The organism is Ktedonobacteraceae bacterium, from assembly GCA_035653615.1.
Taxonomy (GTDB): Bacteria; Chloroflexota; Ktedonobacteria; order Ktedonobacterales; family Ktedonobacteraceae; genus DASRBN01.
The window spans coordinates 168,050-184,701 of sequence record DASRBN010000037.1 but is presented as its reverse complement, the minus strand read 5'-3'; the positions used below and the strand labels follow the sequence as shown (position 1 = coordinate 184,701).

16 protein-coding genes are annotated in these 16,652 nt (G+C 53.8%); 14 read left to right on the top strand and 2 right to left on the bottom strand.

The annotated features are described in order from the left end of the window. Position 1 precedes the first annotated feature (1 nt). The 5 genes from VFA09_21945 to VFA09_21925 all read left to right on the top strand — a co-directional run bounded on the left by VFA09_21945 (position 2) and on the right by VFA09_21925 (position 3,283). Entirely contained in the window at positions 2 to 802 is an 801-nt protein-coding gene (locus tag VFA09_21945) for a hypothetical protein (protein ID HZU69948.1), read from the top strand. Between the two features lie 75 nt (positions 803 to 877). Further along, on the top strand, positions 878 to 1,084 hold the full coding sequence (locus VFA09_21940) for a hypothetical protein (GenBank protein ID HZU69947.1): 207 nt from the start codon (positions 878 to 880) through the stop codon (positions 1,082 to 1,084). A 2-nt stretch (positions 1,085 to 1,086) separates the two neighbouring features. Then, positions 1,087 to 2,073 carry a hypothetical protein gene (locus VFA09_21935; protein ID HZU69946.1) on the top strand — a complete coding sequence of 329 codons (987 nt, stop codon included), beginning with the start codon at positions 1,087 to 1,089 and terminating at the stop codon, positions 2,071 to 2,073. A gap of 125 nt (positions 2,074 to 2,198) precedes the next feature. Beyond that, positions 2,199 to 2,630, top strand: a complete 432-nt coding sequence (locus tag VFA09_21930; GenBank protein HZU69945.1) for a hypothetical protein — start codon at positions 2,199 to 2,201, stop codon at positions 2,628 to 2,630. Positions 2,631 to 2,704: 74 nt separating this feature from the next. After that, positions 2,705 to 3,283, top strand: coding sequence for a hypothetical protein (locus VFA09_21925; protein ID HZU69944.1), 579 nt, complete (start codon positions 2,705 to 2,707; stop codon positions 3,281 to 3,283). Between the two features lie 23 nt (positions 3,284 to 3,306). On the opposite strand, the gene VFA09_21920 is transcribed toward VFA09_21925, so the two are convergent. Further along, entirely contained in the window at positions 3,307 to 4,263 is a 957-nt protein-coding gene (locus tag VFA09_21920; GenBank protein ID HZU69943.1) for an amidohydrolase family protein, read from the bottom strand. Between the two features lie 330 nt (positions 4,264 to 4,593). On the opposite strand from VFA09_21920, the gene VFA09_21915 reads away from it, so the two are divergent. Together VFA09_21915 and VFA09_21910 are read left to right on the top strand one after the other, a co-directional pair. Continuing rightward, complete coding sequence (locus VFA09_21915; protein ID HZU69942.1) at positions 4,594 to 5,253, top strand: DedA family protein; 660 nt, start codon at positions 4,594 to 4,596, stop codon at positions 5,251 to 5,253. 185 nt (positions 5,254 to 5,438) lie between these two features. Continuing rightward, positions 5,439 to 6,299, top strand: a complete 861-nt coding sequence (locus VFA09_21910; GenBank protein HZU69941.1) for a PrsW family glutamic-type intramembrane protease — start codon at positions 5,439 to 5,441, stop codon at positions 6,297 to 6,299. 41 nt (positions 6,300 to 6,340) lie between these two features. On the opposite strand, the gene VFA09_21905 is transcribed toward VFA09_21910, so the two are convergent. Next, positions 6,341 to 7,873, bottom strand: coding sequence for a trehalose-6-phosphate synthase (locus VFA09_21905; GenBank protein HZU69940.1), 1,533 nt, complete (start codon positions 7,871 to 7,873; stop codon positions 6,341 to 6,343). 265 nt (positions 7,874 to 8,138) lie between these two features. Here VFA09_21905 and VFA09_21900 point away from each other — a divergent pair, with 265 nt between their 5' ends. The 7 genes from VFA09_21900 to VFA09_21870 all read left to right on the top strand — a co-directional run bounded on the left by VFA09_21900 (position 8,139) and on the right by VFA09_21870 (position 16,557). Beyond that, a complete protein-coding gene (locus VFA09_21900; GenBank protein HZU69939.1) occupies positions 8,139 to 9,536 on the top strand; it encodes a sugar porter family MFS transporter in 1,398 nt (465 codons plus the stop codon). A 182-nt stretch (positions 9,537 to 9,718) separates the two neighbouring features. Continuing rightward, on the top strand, positions 9,719 to 10,714 hold the full coding sequence (locus VFA09_21895) for an ROK family protein (protein HZU69938.1): 996 nt from the start codon (positions 9,719 to 9,721) through the stop codon (positions 10,712 to 10,714). Between the two features lie 50 nt (positions 10,715 to 10,764). Then, positions 10,765 to 12,072: an N-acetylglucosamine-6-phosphate deacetylase gene (gene nagA, locus VFA09_21890; protein HZU69937.1), complete on the top strand. Its 1,308-nt coding sequence runs from the start codon at positions 10,765 to 10,767 to the stop codon at positions 12,070 to 12,072. Positions 12,073 to 12,089: 17 nt separating this feature from the next. Continuing rightward, positions 12,090 to 13,214 carry an SIS domain-containing protein gene (locus tag VFA09_21885; protein ID HZU69936.1) on the top strand — a complete coding sequence of 375 codons (1,125 nt, stop codon included), beginning with the start codon at positions 12,090 to 12,092 and terminating at the stop codon, positions 13,212 to 13,214. Positions 13,215 to 13,300: 86 nt separating this feature from the next. Beyond that, the gene (locus tag VFA09_21880; protein ID HZU69935.1) at positions 13,301 to 14,407 is read left to right on the top strand and encodes a tagatose 1,6-diphosphate aldolase; all 1,107 of its coding nucleotides are present in this window, start codon (positions 13,301 to 13,303) and stop codon (positions 14,405 to 14,407) included. A gap of 223 nt (positions 14,408 to 14,630) precedes the next feature. After that, positions 14,631 to 15,542 (top strand): SIS domain-containing protein, encoded by a 912-nt coding sequence (locus tag VFA09_21875; GenBank protein ID HZU69934.1) that lies wholly within the window; start codon positions 14,631 to 14,633, stop codon positions 15,540 to 15,542. A gap of 19 nt (positions 15,543 to 15,561) precedes the next feature. Then, positions 15,562 to 16,557, top strand: a complete 996-nt coding sequence (locus VFA09_21870; GenBank protein ID HZU69933.1) for a 1-phosphofructokinase family hexose kinase — start codon at positions 15,562 to 15,564, stop codon at positions 16,555 to 16,557. Positions 16,558 to 16,652: the final 95 nt, after the last annotated feature.

The window sequence follows — 16,652 nt, the reverse complement described above, 5'->3', positions numbered from 1 at the left end:
TATGCCAACAGGAGTCGGCTCCCTTCAATACCCAGAACAACCTCCCCCTCCATTTGCTTTAGACCCGGACAACAGCTATTTCCTCGTCAAGCTGCATGATGCTCAGGCGTTTTTTGATGCCGGCTGGTTAATCAAGCCTGGTGTTATCACCATCAGTTCATCGGTAGAAAGTTCTTTTCAGTCTAAATCACCGGCTGTGCGCAGTGTGTATCAGGTCACTACCTTGCAAAAGAATGTCCCCTGTCGCCTGGGGTTAAGTTTTAATTTGACCGATTGGTTGCCTGCCCGTACGACTGACTGGTTGCATGTCACGCTGGATTATACAGTTGTGCAAGATACGCCGATCAAAGACCTGCTAGACAAGATGAGCGCAGCAGGTCTCACTTCCAAGTTGTCGCTTATTTCCGCGGATTGGGCGGTAGCTGTCAAAGTGAGTGAGATTGTTGGGCGGCTGCTCAGTAATTTGCTAGGGGAGGGCAGTCAACATAGCCTTTTCTCATTGAAAATGGACCTGAACCTGGCTAATCTCAAGGCCGGTTACTATACCGTTATAGGCTCACAAAGCAATGAGGATTGGCCCAGTTCGCTTCGTATAGATGCGAATGGGAATTTGACAGATAAAGGCGGTCATTCACTCAAACGACTTTCTTACGCTGTAATTGAAGTGCAGGTGTGCAGCCGCAGGGGCAGTGAGAATGCTCGCGGCCAGACATGGTGGGAAATACTGCAAGCGGGCAAAGAAATTGCCCTGTTAGCCGATGCGAGCGATGCACGCGAGCGCAATATCGCGCTCAATAATTAGCGTTACATCCTTGGCAGGGTCAATCAATATGCCAATGAAGAACATGGCTACCTGCTGAAGGAAATACAGGATATTGTGCGTACCGCTCATCTTGAGGTGTATGATCATCTATTACCCCAGACAACTCAAGAATCTTTCGGCGACGAGGAGCTACCGAATACATGGAAAGAGCTACTGGGAGTGAACACCCAACAAGAACTCCTGGACTCGGTGCGTGACTATAAAGACGCGGTACAGCTTTCACAACAAATACTCAGATATTATGAGGCACCGGGAGGTTGATCGTGATAAGCTTGTCTACAACTCTTTTCGTACGCTGTAAAGAAGAATTTCTTAACTGTGATGTCTTCGATTCGCACGATGAGCTGGTTGGCGTCTTTGAGATTGAAGAACTGAAGGCTTTTCAATATTCTCTGCCTGAAGCCCATAGTAAGGAAGATCGGGTAATAAAAACTATCAGATTTCTGTTAGAGAAGGGAAGACATGGGAAGCAGGCCGTATTGGTAACTTTTATACAAGTATTAATAGCTGGCTTCATAGATAAGGAAGATGAGCGCCATTCGCGCTTGGAAGAACTGTTGAAAGAGGTTGAGGAAGCTATTAATTCCCTTGCCGCACAAGTTTCTACTACCCATGAGAAAGAGAAGCTTGCCGGGCAGCACACTCCTATTTCTATAGCCAGGCCGGTGTTAGGGCAGGTTCCCTCTCCTGTCGTCATAGGTCCTGCGATCAGTGATAAACCCAATATCCCTGAGACCAGGCAACACGGGGATATACTACTGATCAATAAATATTGCGCAGATCTTATGGACGAATTGCGAAAAGTGAAAGATGCCCGTAATTTGTTTGGCGATATGCAAAAAGTCATCTATCCAGATAAGTGCAAGCGTCTCATCAAGTCACTAAGTAACACGGCTACGCTTGTTCAAAAGTTCTCTCATGTAATAGATAGAACAGAGCATCTTCCACTCGTCTCTCATCCATCTCGCCTTCAGCTTGCGGAAGTGTTACATCACCTTGATGCATTGTTAAAAAAGGTGATGCGCGCGACCAGTACCTTTTGTCCCGATAGCCATACAACAACGAACAAAACAATCACGAAACGGCAAGATGTTTATCAAACTCTCAACGAATTGGCGCAGAATTTTGATAAAATGAGAAAGTTGATGAGATCCTTCAACAGTGCTGACTTCCCAGCTGAAAGCGATGCCCAACTTGCCGGAGCCAATGAACAAACAACTCAGGGGCATTCTCAGACTTCAATCATTTGAACCGTTATAAAAAATATGTATAATTACTAACTGGCAATAAATACATTGTATACATGTGCTTGGCCTATGCGGAGCGGTAGTTGTGAAAAATCATTGCTACCATGCTATATTGAGGGTAGAGTGTTGTGCCACCATCACGCCCTGGACGCAAAAATGTACCGGACCCTAAAAGCTCAGCAGAAGGCCAAAAACTGCTGGATTATAAGAAGATGCTCAAAAAAGTGCAGAAAGAACTACCTGAAGCTGACGCACGAAACGCCGAAGAGAAGGAGAGAAATCTAGAGACACTGAAAAATGACCTTGACGTAGTACTGAAAGGGGTCAAGGACCCTAGAAATAAGTCAAAGAGGGATCAGTTTCTCGATTCGCAAGATGCTGTAGTAGAAAAGGTAGATGAGGCAATTGGTGAGGTGGAGGTTATGTTGAGCTTGTTCGATGATCTTCGACAAGAAAGGATAGAGGTGAAGGATAAACCAGTAGCCGTTCGTGAATTACGTAAGAGCCGGAACAAATGTAGTGATGCGCTCGAAGAGGCATTAGGACAGTTTCTTATTTAAGAAACTTGACAAATGATGTTTTCATCGGGTACACTGGAACACGTGATCTATTTTTCAACGAAGAGGCGGGGAAAATGGCTAAACAAATGGGCACATTAGTAAAAGGGCGATGGCCTGAAACGCGAATGCTCGCGCTCATTGAGGTCCATGAACTAATACAGATGCACTGGTCAAAGCTTGCCGGTATGCAGAGTGCAATGGCAAATGCACGTGAGCTATTTACGCATAGGAAGAATATCTGGCCTGATCAATGTGAACGTTTGCTTGAAAAGCTAGATATCATAAGCAAACTGACCCAGGATTTCTACGGATTTTTGAATATGAGCGACCAGCTTCCTCTCGTTGTCTGCCCGCTGCGCTATCCGTTGGTGAAATCACTGCACCGGATTGATATATTTTTGCATGAGCTACATCTCCTTATTTTAGTCTTCACGTCTAGCAGACAAAACACCCCCAGACAAGCGCAGCAAAAGCAGATGGAAATCCAGCAAAAGCTGGATTATCTCCTTCAGGAATGGAGAGAAGCGCAGCATCACGTTGAAATACTGCTCGGTCAAATAGAAGGATCATTGCAAGATAAAGTATCTGAATCGCATTCTCACAAAAAGCCCCTGAAGTTCAAAGCTAAAAAAGACCCCTTGCCGGAAAGCTGAGTTCAACTTTAATCCCTTAGCTTCTATAGCACATGCTGGAGAGTTAGCAGGCGCAATACATTGCCGCTCATAATTGCTGCCTGCTGATCTTCCGTGAGGCCCGTCGCGGTCAGCGTATGCTCGACCTGCCGTCGTGGTGCGATGGGCATGATCGGCCAGTCGCTGCCATTGATGACATGCTCCACTCCCAGCAACTCCACGGCGAAGCGGATCGACGCGGAGTCATAGCCCATCGTATCTACATACAGGCGCTTGCGCGATTCACCTGGTGGCCCACCTTGCCAACCATCACTTGCATAATCCTGGTTAGCAATGCCCGCGAAGAGCAACGCGGCAGCGCCAATCATAGGAATTACTATCCGCAACTGGGGAAGCTCATCGAGGATGCCGCTACGCAAGAGAGCAAGTATGCTCGCGGCGGTCTCGGTCCCACGCGCGAGCAGGACGCCGGTATGACCCATGCGTGCCAGCCGCTCAGTCAGACCAACAGGGCTGACGGGGTGGACGAAGACCGGAATGCCGAGCGCTGCGGCAGTTTCCAGAGATGGGCGTGCTTCAGGCGCGTCAAGGTAGCGGTCGCCGCGCGCGCAATCCACGCAAATTCCGGGAATGCCCAACGTTTGTACGACTCGTTCCACCTCGCTGGCGGCGGCGTCACCATGAAACGCATCGATGGTGGCAAGGGCCAGCAGATGCTCAGGATCCGCGGCAACCAGTCCGGCAAAATGATCGTTGATACGCTGCATCAGGGAGATGGGTAACGGCTCGCCAGGAGCCAGCAGTACGCTACCAGGAGCAGTCAGCACCTTCGCATCAATGCCCGCCTCGTCCATAGCCTGTAGTTGCGCGTGTATATCGGTCAGCAATGGCCATGCACGCAGCAAATTGGCCGGCCCGCGCGGTGAAGCAGACGGATACCATGCGGCATCGTAGTAATGGCTATGAAAGTCGATCAGGCGAGGAGACGCGCTGAATGCCATGATCCATTCCTTTCTGCCCTTCCTGGCAGGCAATCCACAATGGCGAATTTGCTGTTTTTACTCTACCCGATTAAGAAGACCTGTGTCAATGCGAGGAAGTCGCGTTGCTAGCTGGTCGGTGAAAGAGTTCCGCCGCCTGTTTTACTCCATTTTGTTGTCAGAATGACACGACCCGCCATCATAAAAATCCAATCTGATTATGCTACGCTCGGGGGTAGTAATACGTATACCTTCATGTAGAGTAGAGAAAATGGAATCATAGGGTATCGCATGAAAGGCAGGGCGGGAGGGCGCACCCTTGTGGTCGCCCTCCCGCCCAATTATAGATAGATGTTTCATTTTATTACAAATAACCTTGGGAATTTCCTTGCGAGCTACGGCTACTGGGCCGTGCTGGTCTTCGTAGCAATCGAAAGTACAGGCATCCCTTTCCCTGGTGAAACGATGTTGATCTTTGCATCCATCTACGCCGGCACAACACATCGCCTCTCTATCATCTTTGTGATTGCGGCAGCGGCTGCCGGAGCCATTCTGGGCGATAACGCGGGCTTCTGGGTCGGGCGAGAGGGCGGTTATCGCTTGCTGCGCCGCTACGGGCGTTATATTCGGCTTGATGAACGCAAGCTCAAAGTGGGGCAATATCTCTTTCACAAGCATGGCGCCAAAGTCGTCTTTTTCGGACGCTTCGTCTCGATTCTGCGCGCCTGGGCCGCGTTTCTGGCAGGAGTCAATCGCATGCGCTGGCCACAATTTCTCCTTTTTAATGCCCTGGGAGGAATTGTGTGGGCAACCATCTATGGCGTCGGGAGCTACTACCTGGGGGATAACATACGCCGCTTCACCGGCCCTGTTGGCTATGCATTACTGGCGCTGGGTGCCATCTTCATTATCGTCTCTTTTTTCGTCGTGCGCCGCAACGAGGAGCGGTTGGAGAAGAAAGCGGAGGAGGAAATGCCGGAGCCGTTAGATTCTTCGCTGCGCTCAGAATGACAGGGCATCAGTTCAGAATGACAGGGCACCAGTTCAGAATGGAGGGGTCGTTAGCCCTGAAGGCATACCGTATTACAATGTTCCTCAAGTGCGTACCAGATACGTAGTATTGTAGAGCGGGTTCGAGGGCGCGAGGTATGATTGAAGCCCTGGGCCTGGTGAATAGATAGACGCTGAGGATGGTTATGCATCAAAATACGTGGACGCCACAGCCACAACCGCAGCCGGTGTATCGGGGTTGGAGATGGCTGCGCACGTTGGTAATTGGGGTGTTTCTTTTTATCGTCGCATCCGTGATCCTGTTGTGGAGCGGCGACCCTAACCTGTTTCCGACGGTGATCTTGATTGGAAATTTCCTGGTGCCGGTGGTCTTTGTAGCGTTCCTGTACGATCACCAGCATATCAGTTCACTTTCGATAGATACAATAGCGGCAAGTTTTGGCATCGGGGGAGTGCTGGGTATACTGGGGGCCACGGTTATCGAATCGCTGGTGGTACCGGCGCCGGCGAACCCGACGCAGGGCCTTTCCTTCGAGGGAGCATTGCTGGTTGGATTGATCGAGGAGGGATGTAAGATTCTGGCGGTGATCTTCCTGGCGCGCAAGATACCTCACACTTCGCAGATGGACGGGCTGTTGCTGGGAGGAGCGGTTGGTATGGGATTTGCGGCCCTGGAAAGTACCGGCTATGCCTTTACCGCGCTGCTTATCAGCCAGGGGCATATCAGCGCCTCGATCAGCTCGACGGTGCTGCGAGGTCTACTGGCGCCTTTTGGTCATGGAGTCTGGACAGGTATTCTGGGTGCGACAGTGTTTCACGAGAGCGGACCGCGTCACTTTCACATTACGTGGCGAGTGATCCTGGCCTACCTGTTCGTCTCCATCCTGCACGCGCTGTGGGACGGACTACCGGTGACGATCTACTTCACGATTCCACCCGGCTTTCCTATCCCGCTTACATCATTGATCCTGGGTGTGATTGGCCTGGTCGTCCTGGGCGTGTTATACCGGGGAGCTATTATACGGCAAAAGCAACTGGTAGCCTGATACCGTAAGGACTGTGGCTTGTCCCTGTCCTTGCAGAAAAATTAGCGTTGTCGAATGACCGCGTTGATATCGCGCACCTGCTGCTCAATCCAGCTATTCAGGTCGTCGCGTTCCACCTGCTGGCGTGCCAGTGTCGATAGACGCCGTCTCTCTTCTGATGGAAGCGTCAGCGCCTTGTAAAGGGCTTCCACCGTTTCTGGCGTATCGGCGGGTGAAACGGGAATAGAGGCATCTCCTAATTGTTGGAATGCGCCGCTGGTACGTGAAAGCACCAGCACACCGTCGCGCGAATTGACAACCGGCCCCTCTTTCGCGACCAGATTCATGCCGTCAATGATCGGATTCACCAGCAGCACATCATAAAATTGCAGGGCAGCAAGGGCCTGCGTGCGATCGTTCTCTACAAAGGCATGGATGGGCGTCCAATCTTTCCGGCCAAATTGCCGGTTAATATCGTCGACGAGCTTGAGAATTTCTGCTTTATAATCCTGATACACGCGCAGTGATTCACGCGAAGGCACCAGAAAGGCCAGGAAGTTAACTTTTCCCTGTAATTCACGATGCTGCTTGAGTAAGTGCTCGTAGGCCTGAAAGCCGACTATAATATTCTTGGTTGGCTCGATACGGTCCACGCGCATAATAGTCTGCTCGCCAAGCAAGGGTTGGATATGATGGGCAGCTCGTTTACCTGCCTGACTCTGCACAAGGCGTCGTTCCTCAGAAACAGAGATGGAGATAGGGTAGTCACGTACCACGCTGGTATGCCCTTGCCGGCTAATGGTGCCCTTATCGATGCTTATGTTCGCATCCTCAAACAATGCAACAGCGCCTTCCAAAAAATTCAGCGCGTCGCGCCTTGTCTGGAAACCAATGATATCATTGCCGAGTAAGCCGTTGAAAATAGCCGATGTGATGTCAGTGGGCAGGTGCGATTGCCAGTAACGAAGCTCAGGCCACGGAATGTGGATGAACTGCTGCATCACGACTGGTTGGCAGCTTCTCACGCGAGTGCGTATCATGGCGGGAACCAGGTAGAGATGGTAATCATGCAGCAACAGCGCCGTCGATGATGATTGCTCGCGTTCGATCTCAGCGCATATGGCGTCCGCAATGGCCTGATTTGCCCTGACGTACCCATGATTCCAGGTGGAAAGCAATCTTTCGACTGGCGGCAAGCCAGAAGTGGCATCTAAAAGGTAATGCTGGAGGAACCAGAGCAGCTGGTTGCTGATGACATCATAATGGTTATGATAGACACTCTTTGGCACGTTGACGTAGTGTAGTTCCAGATTCTTGCCGGGCAGCGGAGATTGAAATCGTTTATCCCCTGCCTGCTTCGCGACTTCGCGATCTCCCTCAGTTTTTGCCAGCGCAACCCAGACCGCATCCGTGGAGTGCAGCGCCTCTATCAAGGCCGTCACTACGCCGCCCGCTCCTCTTCTATACTTCAACGTCCTGTCCTTGTTCAAATAATATTCTACGGGGCCGCGATTAGTAGCAATGATGACATTCTTTGCGTGTATCTGATGCCTCGATGTTTGAGGGGATGCTGGACTGCTTACCTGGGCTGGCATAGCGAAATTCGTCCTTTCGATGGAACAGACAATACCTATACTGCTAATACGGATTGAGTACGTAAAGTGTATCGGATACTCCAGGGAAGACCGGCAAGCCTTCTCATATAGCGCAGTCCACTTGTTACCAAGCGATTACGTGTAACCTTTAACGGGAAGTTACACAAATGGTTGGGACAAACTGGAACTTCATTGAAGTAGAGCAGGTACTTTTTTGCGTTGGGATAGAAGAGTTTTCCACACCTATCACTAGAAGGAGTCCAAAATGTCGCTATTACACCCCCATTCCGCTACCACAAAGGCGATTACGGTAAATCCGAATCGCAATTTGCTGGTCGCTATAGCCGCGGCCATTATCGGCATTATCTACGGCTATGACCTGGGCAATATCTCCGGGGCGCTGCTGTTTATTCCGACGGAGTTTCACCTGAACAGCACTTTTCTAGTAGAGTCGATTACGACGGTCGTTGTACTGGGATCAATTGCCGGAGCCTTGCTCGGTGGGCCGCTTGCTAACGCTATTGGGCGTAAAGCGACGATGGTCATAGTCGCGACTGCCTATGCTATCTTTGCGCTGCTAAGCGCATTTGCTACCGGCCTGATCTGGCTGGATATTACGCGCTTTCTCCTGGGCATAACGATCGGACTCTCCGTCATAGCCGCGCCGATCTTTGTCGCGGAATCGGTTGCCGCGTCGGTGCGTGGGCGCCTGGTCGTGATGTACCAGCTGGCCACCGTTTTCGGCATTCTCATTGCCTACTTTATCGACTTTGGCCTTGCTGCCGGCGGTCACTGGCGCATCATGCTGGGGCTGGCCGCGTTGCCTTCGCTGATCGTACTTTTCCTGCTACTGCCTTTGCCCGATACACCGCGCTGGTATGTCATGAAAGGGCGTCGCCAGAAGGCGCTGGATACGCTGTCGAGGATCGAGCCTGTAGAGACGGCGAAAAGGGAGGTAGATGAGCTGGAGGATGATCTGAAACGCGAGCAGGGCGGGCGGCTGGTTGACATGTTCAAGCCTCCGTTCTCCAAGGCCACCCTGTTTGTGCTTGTCCTGGGCTTCCTGATTCAGATTACCGGCATCAATGCCGTCGTCTTCTATAGCCCGCTCATCTTCCAGGCCATGGGCTTTAAGGGCAATTTCTCGTTGCTCATCCTGCCAGGATTTGTGCAGATCGCCTCGCTTATCGCAACGATCATCGCGCTCTCCATTGTTGACCGGCTGGGGAGACGACCGACGCTGCTTACCGGTATCCTGGTCATGATCCTGTCCGATATTCTGCTCGCCGTCATTTTCGGATTCGGCAGGTTCACGGGCGCGCTTTCCATCCTGGGCTTTGTAGGCATTCTTTTCTTCACGGCGGCCTTCAATTTTGGCTTCGGGTCGATGGTGTGGGTTTATTCGTCGGAAAGCTTCCCGGCTCAATTGCGGACGCTGGGTGCTTCTATGATGCTGACCGCCGACCTGGTGGCGAATGCGATCATCGCCTTCTTCTTCCTGAGCGCGCTGACATCGCTTGGAGGGGTGGTCACCTTCCTTATCCTGCTGGCATTCGCGGTGATCGCGTGGTTTTTCGTCTTCTGGCTGGCGCCGGAAACCAAAGGAAGGCCACTGGAGGCTATCCGGGGCTATTGGGAAAATGGAGGAAAATGGTCGGATTGATGAGCCAGCCATGACAACACGCACGAACTATCGTATCATGGAAGCACCCTGGATGATTTTTAACCGTCAAAATCAATAATCTGAGCGACCCAGGCCGTGTCATTCTTCGCTGCGCTCAGAATGACACGGATCATCGATACGTAAGGCCCGGATGACTTGAAACAGGTATGGAGGGAAAAACGATGGCGACCACCGGTACGGATGAGCTTGTGATTGGCATTGATGTAGGAGGAACAGAATTCAAGGGCGCGGTGATTGATCGCCAGGGCCATATCTACAAAAAAGAGCGCCGCTCCGCGCAAAGGCGGCGAGGTTCAGAGGCGGTCGTTGCGGCGATATTGGACTTTGCCGCTGATCTTTCCCAGGTAGCCGGTGAAATGGAGGGAGATCAGCGAGTGGTTGGCGCAGGTGTAGCGGTGCCCGGGCTGGTAGATGAGAAGAGCGGTGTCGCCTTGCTCTCTGTCAACCTGGGATGGAAGGATGTGCCCCTGCGTCGCTTATTAGAGGAGCGTTTGCGGGTGAAGGCGGTCGTGGGGCATGATGTGCGCACGGCCAGCGTTGCCGAGAGATTGATAGGAGCCGCGCGAGGCAGCGATGATTACATGCTGGTGACGCTTGGTACAGGGATTGGAGCCGCCGTGGTCTTGCGCGGAGAGCCGTATCTGGGAGTGCATGGTTCCGCGGGCGAGTTTGGGCATATCGTTATTCAACCGGATGGTCCCGAATGTTCCTGTGGCAGACATGGCTGCCTGGAAACCCTGGCCTCGGCCTCGGCGGTAGTAGAGCGTTACCGTGACCGCACAGGTTGCTCTAACGACGTTACTACTCGCGATGTGGCGGAGCGTGTAAAGCAGGGAGATGAGGTAGCCGGGAAAGTCTGGAGTGAGGCGGTCGAGGCCCTGGGCCTGGGACTTGCCAACTACGTCACGCTCCTGGACCCGGAGCGCATTGTGATTGGTGGAGGGATGGCTGATGCCGGGGAGATGCTATTTGAACCGTTGAAGGCTGTGCTTGCCAGGGAGATCTGTTTCGAGCCGGTACCGCCGGTGCTTCCGGCAGCGCTGGGCAATGACGCGGGTTACCTTGGAGCGGCTCTCAGCGCCTGGTTAGCACTCGGCATATCGCGCAACGAACTCAACTGGAATAAAGATAAAGAGATGAAAGAGGGAATGCTGTAGAGACAGCGCCTTGTGCCTGTCCCTGTACCCAGCTTCAAGGGAAGATCATCATGTCAGATACCATACATAAAGAAGCCGGCTTGAATGCACCATCGCAAATACTGGTGGCGGGAAAGCTCTATACGCCTGAAGAGATAGCAGGGCCGGTGGCAGTCGTGCTTGAAGGGGCGAGCATTCGCGCTATCTGGCGAGGGACGGACGTAGCCGCCGCGAGGAAAAGCATTAGAGAGCAATGGCCAGATGCAAAGGTAGAAGTCGTTGATCTGAGTTCATACAGGCTGGCGCCGGGTTATATCGACCTGCACACGCATGGCTTTTATGGGCATGACATTACCACTGGCACCCAGGGCGACATGGAGGGAATGGCGCATAAACTTCCGCAAACGGGTGTAACGACGTTCTTTCCCACCATCGCAACGATTGACCGCGCCGGGACAATGCGGCGAGTACGCGAGCTGGCCGAAAGAATCGAACGCCGGCCAATTTCTATAGCTGCTGAGATCGCAGGCCTGCGTCTGGAGGGCCCATTCATCAGTCGAAAAAAGAAGGGCGCCCAATACGAGGCCGCGATTCGCAAGCCTGACCCTGCCGAGATGGAGGAACTGGTAGAAGCCGGACGCGGCAGCATTCGCATCGTCGATTTCGCGCCGGAGGAAGACGAGTCCGATGCATTCCTGGCAGCGCTGGTGCGCATGGGCATTATCGCAAGTATCGGACACACGATGGCGACCTACGATCAAACCATCCGCGCGATTGATGAAGGCGCTCGCCATTCTACGCATCTATACGACGCGATGCCGCCCATTGAACACCGGGCACCGGGCGCACCGGGCGCGCTGTTAACAGATAACCGGGCAACGACAGAAATCATCGCCGACGCCATCCACGTGCATCCCGCCATGCTCAAACTGGCGGTTCTCGCGCGCGGCGCGCGGGATGTCGCGCTTGTCACCGATGCCACAGCCCCTACCGGTTTGCCGGAAGGGGAATACGAATTTGTGGGACGCAAAGTGACGGTACGCGACGGAGCCGCGCGCCTGGAAAACGGTTCGCTTGCCGGAAGCATTTTGATGCTTGATCGCGCTGTCAGAAACATGGTAAATCTTGTCGGATTGCCATGGGCCGAAGCCATACGTATGGCAACACAAACGCCCGCGCGGATTGCCAGCCTTACCCCTCGCAAGGGCAGTATTATGCCCGGTGCCGACGCGGACCTCGTAGCGCTCGATGAGCAGGGATATGTGCAGCACACCTGGACACGTGGTATGCTTGCTTACAGCCGCAATAGCGAGGGAGAAGACCTTCGCAGCACAAGGTCGGGAAGCAGGCAAAACCGCTTATTGAGCGAAGCGAGATGATATAGAGGAGTATATCAATGCAGGAGCAACCACGTCTCCAGGGACGCACGCATATGCTGAACGAGATTCGGGAACAGCCGGAAGCCGTCCGTCGCGCGCTGGCGAATACAGGCGATCCAGTAAGTCGGGTCGCTCAGGAGGCCAGGCAACGCGGCATAGATGTGATTCTACTCGCCGCCCGCGGAACTTCAGATCATGCTGCCCTGTATGGGCAATATCTTTTCCAGTATCTCAACGGCATTCCCGTGGCTCTCGCGACACCTTCATTATTCACGCTCTATGGGGCCTCGCTGCGGCTTGAGCATGCGCTGGTGATCGGCATTTCGCAGTCTGGCGAATCGACCGACATCGTACAGGTCGTTGAGCGTGCGCGCGAGGCGGGAGCGCTTACCGTGGGCATCACCAATATCGAGGGTTCGTCACTGGCAAAAACTGCCCAGCATACCTTGCTCTGCCATGCTGGACTCGAACGCAGCGTAGCCGCGACCAAGACCTACACCACCACTTGCGCCGTGCTTGCGATGCTGGCGGCGAGCCTGCCGGGCGGCGAAGTCCTGCGACATGGCATCCAACAAATTCCTGATCTTGTGACAGCCGCGCTCCAAAGCGAAGATCACATTGCGCGACTGGCCGAGCGTTACGTATTCGCGCGCGATTGCGTGGTATTGGGTCGCGTCTTCCAGTATAGTACCGCTCGCGAAACGGCGCTGAAATTGGAAGAAACCTGCTACATCGTATCCACGCCATTCTCCACCGCCGATTTCCGGCACGGTCCGGCGGCGTTGATCGAGCGCGGATTGCCCGTCATCCTTTTTGCCCCACCCGGCAGGACGGTCGATGAATCGCTCGAACTGTTGCAATTGCTGCATGAGCGCGGCGCGGACTGCATGGTGATTACCGAAGAGGAGCGTTTACTGGAGGCAGCCACGAACTCGATCCTGCTCAAACTGCCGGCTATAGAAGGCGGCGAGGCACAACAAACAGGCGCGGCAACCAGAAACGCGAACATAAATGTGGCCGAATTGCTGGCACCGATCGCTTATATGGTGCCGGGCCAGCTCTTTGCCCAATACGTTGCGCTCGCTAAAGGACTCAATCCCGACCAGCCGCGCGGGCTGACAAAGGTCACACGTACCCTTTAACATGATAAGCCACGTATTACTCTCGGACGGAGAGGGTAGGAGCGACCCTTGCGGCTGTCTTGACAGTAGCAGAGAGGAAGGAATATATGCCAGACATACAGACCGGAATACGCATGCCGCGCGGAAAATTCGATGGTATCAATGCGCTTGCCAATGAACGTGGAGTTATAGCGGCCCTGGCAATGGATCAACGCGGCTCATTGCGCAACTACATAACAAAGGCGCAGGGGCATCCGGCCAGCGAAGCCCAATTAAGCGAGTTTAAGGTGCTGGTCTCGGAGGTGCTTACGCCATATGCCAGCGCCATATTGCTGGACCCCGAATACGGGCTGGAGGCGGTGAAGCGCCGTGCCCAGGGCGTCGGGGTCCTGCTTGCCTACGAGGAAACCGGCTACGATCCCAATATACGAGGCCGCCTGCCAGCATTGCTTCCACTCTGGTCGGTCAGGCGATTGCTTGCTGCCGGGGCGAATGTGGGAATTGGGGAAGGGCGACCACCAGGGTACGCCCCTACTATCAAGGTCTTATTGTATTATGACCCTGACGATGATGAGCAGATAAACAGCATAAAACAGGCCCTGATTGAGCGGGTAGGAGCGGAATGTTCCGCATATGAAGCGCCGTTTTTCCTGGAAATACTGGCGTACAGCGACAAAATTGGTGACGAAAAGAGCCTGGAGTTTGCCCGCGTCAAACCCTCTAAGGTGATTAAATACATGCAGGAGTTCTCGAAACCACAGTATGGTATCGATGTACTGAAAGTCGAAGTGCCGGTGAATATGCGCTATGTCGAGGGAAGTAGAGCGAACACCGGCGGGCAGGTAGCCTATAGCCGCGAGGAGGCAAAGCAGTACTTCCAGCAGGCAGCTGCGGCCTCTCGATTGCCGTTCATCTACCTCAGCGCCGGCGTCAGCAATGAGGTTTTTCTGGAGACGCTCGAACTTGCTGCTGAGGCGAATACACCCTACTCCGGCGTACTCTGTGGTCGCGCAACATGGCTTGATGGCGTCGAAATCTACGCTAAGCAAGGCCCAGACGCCTTGCGCAAATGGCTGCAAAGTCAGGGCGTGCATAATATCCAGGGCGTAAACTCGGCCCTCGCCAAAGGTGCGAAACCCTGGTGGGATTTCTACGGTGGAAAAGAGCGTATCGAGGTCGTAGACACCCCCAATTTTTATTCGCTCAAGGGATAACAAATCCCTCGAATAAACTTGAACAACCAAAATCGGCAATCCACGCGCTCCTCGCTGTGTCATTCTGAGCGCAGCGAAGAATCTCTGCCGGGGTCTGTAGAGATTCTTCGCTGCGCTCAGAATGACATGAGTAGCCGATTCTTACTGATTTTGATTGTTTAAGCTCGCTATCGACCTTTATCACTGATAGCTGATAGCACAGGAAATATACAGGATAAAACAAATGGCAACTATAGAACAGGATATTCGCAGCATTCCCAGCATCTTGCGCCAGGCACATGCACGCGTAGAGGAACAGCGGGACGCGATAGCTCCACTGCTGGACGGCCCGGTGGTCTTCCTTGGCAGCGGCTCATCTTATTGTGTTTCCATGGCCATGGCCGCGTTCTACGAACAGGAACGCCACGCGGCAGGGCAGGCTATCATTCCATCCGACTACCTGCCGCGCCCAAACTGGACACATATCGCCATCAGCCGCACGGGCGAGACGACCGAACTGGTGCATGCCTTGCAACGGGCGCACGAAACAGGAGCACGCTGCATCTTGCTGACGGGGCAGAAAGACTCGCCGGCAGAAGCGCATGCCGATCTGACCCTGACATTGGAATTCGCCGCCGAAGAGGGCGTCATCCAAACACGCTTTATCGTTGCAGCCGTAGAAGCGCTGCGCGTATTGATTGCCGGTGCTGCTGGCCATGGCTTCCTGACCCTCGACGAGTTGCCTGAACGTATGGAGCAGGCGCTTACGAGCTTTGATCCATCCCCCTTGCTGCGATTTGACCATATCGTTTACCTTGGCAGGGCGTGGCGCTATGGACTTGCCTGTACCGCCGCGCTCAACGTTCAGGAGACGGCCTTACTCGTTCCCGAATCCCACCAGACCCTCGACTATCGCCATGGTCCCATCGCCTGCGCCGGTGAAAACACGCTCGTATGGTGCTTCGACCTGCTTGAAGATGCCGCCAGCGCCGCCGTAATTGCGGATGTGCGCAAAACGGGTGCAACTGTGCAATGGGCAGGGATTGACCCGCTCATCTCGGTCGCCCAGAGCCAGCTTTTCGCGCTTCGCAAGGCGCAGGCGCTTGGCGTCGACCCCGCGGCCCCACGGCATCTGACACGAGCCGTGATCCTGTAATAGTACCTGGAGTTATGTCATGTCCTATATCCTTACTGTCGCCTTGAATGCCGCCATCGATACCACACTCACCGTTTCTACTCCTTTAACATTGGGGGAGTCATACAAGGCCGATAGCGTTCTAAAGTTGCCCGGCGGCAAGGGCATCAATGTCGCCCGCGTCCTGCATACCCTTGGAGTGCCGGTTCATGTCACCGGCCTGGCCGGAGGACCGGCTGGCGAATTCATTAAAAATGGGCTGGCGAGGTCCGGTATCAATGCAACCTTTTCGCCTATTGGAGGCGAATCGCGCACCTGCAATGCCATTGTCGAAGAGCCGAATCATCGAGTGACAGAGATCAATGAGCCAGGACCAACCATTTCGCTTGCGGAAGCCGAGTCATTCCTGGACCTCTTCGAAACACTACTGGCGGATGCAAGCTGTGTCGTGCTTTCCGGCTCGCTGCCACCGGGCCTGCCTGACGATTACTATGTGCCACTGCTCCGGCTCGCGAATATGGCCGGTTTACCTGCTGTTCTAGATACCAGCGGCGAGGGACTACTACCGGCACTCGCCGCTCGTCCCCTGCTGGTCAAACCTAATGCAACCGAGCTGGCGCGGTTCGCCGGACACGAGGTGCGCGAGGTTGAAGATATCGTACGTGCCGCACAACGCATGCGGCAGATGGGAGCGCATATCGTTGCCGTCACGCGCGGCGAGCAGGGTGCTATACTAGTAAGCAGGGTTGGCACCTGGCAAGCGAGGGTACATGTACCAGAACCGCTTTCACCAATCGGCAGCGGAGACGCATTCATCGCCGGTTTCATCACCGAACTGTACCACGCTCTCGGCGAAAAAGGAATCGCATCGCTGACTAAAGCCTCGCTTGAAGTGGATGTACTCGAGCACGCTCTTGCGCAGGCTGTAGCCTGTGGCGCGGCCAACACACTACGGCTGGGAGCAGGCATCTTACAGCGCGAAGACGTGGAGCGGCTCAAACACAGGGTCAGGGTATCAGCCGTAGGGGCCAATTGATCGCGCCCACCGCCGATTCATCGGCCCACGTCCGCTGCCGGACTAATTTGCTCAAACTCATCTTCTGTCAAAGGTCACAAAGACCGGAAAGGAAT

Excerpts from the sequence above, each read along its gene's own strand:
- VFA09_21945 (HZU69948.1), top strand. The coding sequence starts at position 2 with ATGCCAACAGGAGTCGGCTCCCTTCAATACCCAGAACAACCTCCCCCT.
- VFA09_21925 (HZU69944.1), top strand. The coding sequence starts at position 2,705 with ATGGCTAAACAAATGGGCACATTAGTAAAAGGGCGATGGCCTGAAACG.
- VFA09_21920 (HZU69943.1), bottom strand. The coding sequence starts at position 4,263 with ATGGCATTCAGCGCGTCTCCTCGCCTGATCGACTTTCATAGCCATTAC.
- VFA09_21915 (HZU69942.1), top strand. The coding sequence starts at position 4,594 with ATGTTTCATTTTATTACAAATAACCTTGGGAATTTCCTTGCGAGCTAC.
- VFA09_21910 (HZU69941.1), top strand. The coding sequence starts at position 5,439 with ATGCATCAAAATACGTGGACGCCACAGCCACAACCGCAGCCGGTGTAT.
- VFA09_21905 (HZU69940.1), bottom strand. The coding sequence starts at position 7,873 with ATGCCAGCCCAGGTAAGCAGTCCAGCATCCCCTCAAACATCGAGGCAT.
- VFA09_21900 (HZU69939.1), top strand. The coding sequence starts at position 8,139 with ATGTCGCTATTACACCCCCATTCCGCTACCACAAAGGCGATTACGGTA.
- VFA09_21895 (HZU69938.1), top strand. The coding sequence starts at position 9,719 with ATGGCGACCACCGGTACGGATGAGCTTGTGATTGGCATTGATGTAGGA.
- nagA (HZU69937.1), top strand. The coding sequence starts at position 10,765 with ATGTCAGATACCATACATAAAGAAGCCGGCTTGAATGCACCATCGCAA.
- VFA09_21885 (HZU69936.1), top strand. The coding sequence starts at position 12,090 with ATGCAGGAGCAACCACGTCTCCAGGGACGCACGCATATGCTGAACGAG.
- VFA09_21880 (HZU69935.1), top strand. The coding sequence starts at position 13,301 with ATGCCAGACATACAGACCGGAATACGCATGCCGCGCGGAAAATTCGAT.
- VFA09_21875 (HZU69934.1), top strand. The coding sequence starts at position 14,631 with ATGGCAACTATAGAACAGGATATTCGCAGCATTCCCAGCATCTTGCGC.
- VFA09_21870 (HZU69933.1), top strand. The coding sequence starts at position 15,562 with ATGTCCTATATCCTTACTGTCGCCTTGAATGCCGCCATCGATACCACA.